The organism is Acinetobacter sp. 1000160, from assembly GCF_000588715.1.
Taxonomy (GTDB): domain Bacteria; phylum Pseudomonadota; class Gammaproteobacteria; order Pseudomonadales; family Moraxellaceae; genus Acinetobacter; species Acinetobacter courvalinii.
The window spans coordinates 1-1,762 of record NZ_JFWP02000026.1; the positions used below are offsets into that span (position 1 = coordinate 1).

Consider the following 1,762-nt stretch of genomic DNA (forward strand, 5'->3'; position numbering starts at 1 on the left):
GTCGTGCTGTTGTCCGGACCAGTGGTATCGACTGTATAGACTTGCGTGTCAGTCACTGTGCTGCTGTTACCTGCTGCATCGGTGAAGGTCGCTGTGGCATCAATGGTTTTATCACCATCGGCCAACAGGTCACTACCTGCCACATCAGCTGTCCAGTTACCAGTTGCTGCATCTACAGTTGCAGTGTAAGTCACACCATTGATAACTAAAGTCACCACTGTGCTTGCTGCATCTGCCGGGATACCAGTTAAGGTACCTGTTACTGTTACTGTGCCCGCTGATTCTGCTGCGTTGAGGACGTTGTCCGCAGTCACCGCATCAATCGCAAGGGTTGCACCCGCTGGATTTGGTGGGGTCGCATCGACGGTTTCTGTACCTGGTACAGACGGGTTGCCTGCAGGGTCGGTGGCAATCGCAGTGATGGTATCACCATCCACCAGACCGCCTGGGTTTGGTACAGTCCACTCGCCTGTCACCGGATCAGTCACCACATCAACGGTGCTGCCATCCGGGAAGGTCACAGTCACGGTTGAACCTGGTTCTGCCGTACCGGTGATTGGATCAGTACCATTGACCGGATCAATCTCTGGAGCATTCGGTGCAGTGACATCCACGTTATAGACTTGGGTGTCAGTCACGCTGCTGCTGTTACCTGCTGCATCAGTGAAGGTGGCTGTAGCATCGATGGTTTTATCGCCATCGGCCAACAGGTCACTACCTGCTACATCGGCTGTCCAGTTACCTGTTGCTGCATCTACAGTTGCAGTGTAAGTCACGCCATTGATAACTAAAGTCACCACTGTGCTTGCTGCGTCTGCTGGGATACCGGTTAAGGTACCTGTCACTGTTACTGTGCCAGCTGATTCTGCTGCGTTAAGGACGTTGTCCGCAGTCACCGCATCAATCGCAAGGGTTGCACCCGCTGGATTTGGTGGGGTCGCATCGACGGTTTCTGTACCTGGTACAGACGGGTTACCTGCAGGGTCGGTGGCAATCGCAGTGATGGTATCACCATCCACCAGACCGCCTGGGTTTGGTACAGTCCATTCACCTGTTACAGGATCAGTCACCACATCAACGGTGCTGCCATCCGGGAAGGTCACCGTCACGGTTGAACCTGGTTCTGCCGTACCGGTGATTGGATCGGTACCATTGACCGGATCAATCTCTGGGGCATTCGGTGCAGTCACATCCACGTTATAGACTTGGGTGTCAGTCACGCTGCTGCTGTTACCTGCTGCATCGGTGAAGGTCGCTGTGGCATCAATGGTCTTGTCGCCATCGGCCAACAGGTCACTACCTGCCACATCCGCTGTCCAGTTACCTGTTGCTGCATCTACAGTTGCAGTATACGTCACGCCATTGATAAGCAGTGTCACCACTGTGGTGGCTGCATCTGCAGGGATACCAGTTAAGGTACCTGTCACCGTAATGGTTGTGGTTGATTCAGCTACATTCAACACGTTGTCCGCAGTCACCGCATCAATCGCAAGGGTTGCACCCGCTGGATTTGGTGGAGTGATGTCTACAGTCTCTGTACCTGGTACAGACGGGTTACCTGCAGGGTCGGTTGCAATCGCAGTGATGGTATCACCATCCACCAGACCGCCTGGGTTTGGTACAGTCCATTCACCTGTTACAGGATCAGTCACCACATCAACGGTGCTGCCATCCGGGAAGGTCACAGTCACGGTTGAACCTGGTTCTGCCGTACCGGTGATTGGATCGGTACCATTGACCGGATCAATCTCTGGGGCATTCG

The 1,762-nt window shown here is 54.0% G+C and carries 1 protein-coding gene; it reads right to left on the reverse strand.

Annotated features, from left to right (window positions below):
* Positions 1–1,762, reverse strand: a 1,762-nt coding sequence (locus J699_RS00085; protein WP_131224147.1) for an Ig-like domain-containing protein, incomplete at both ends; no start/stop codon positions are given.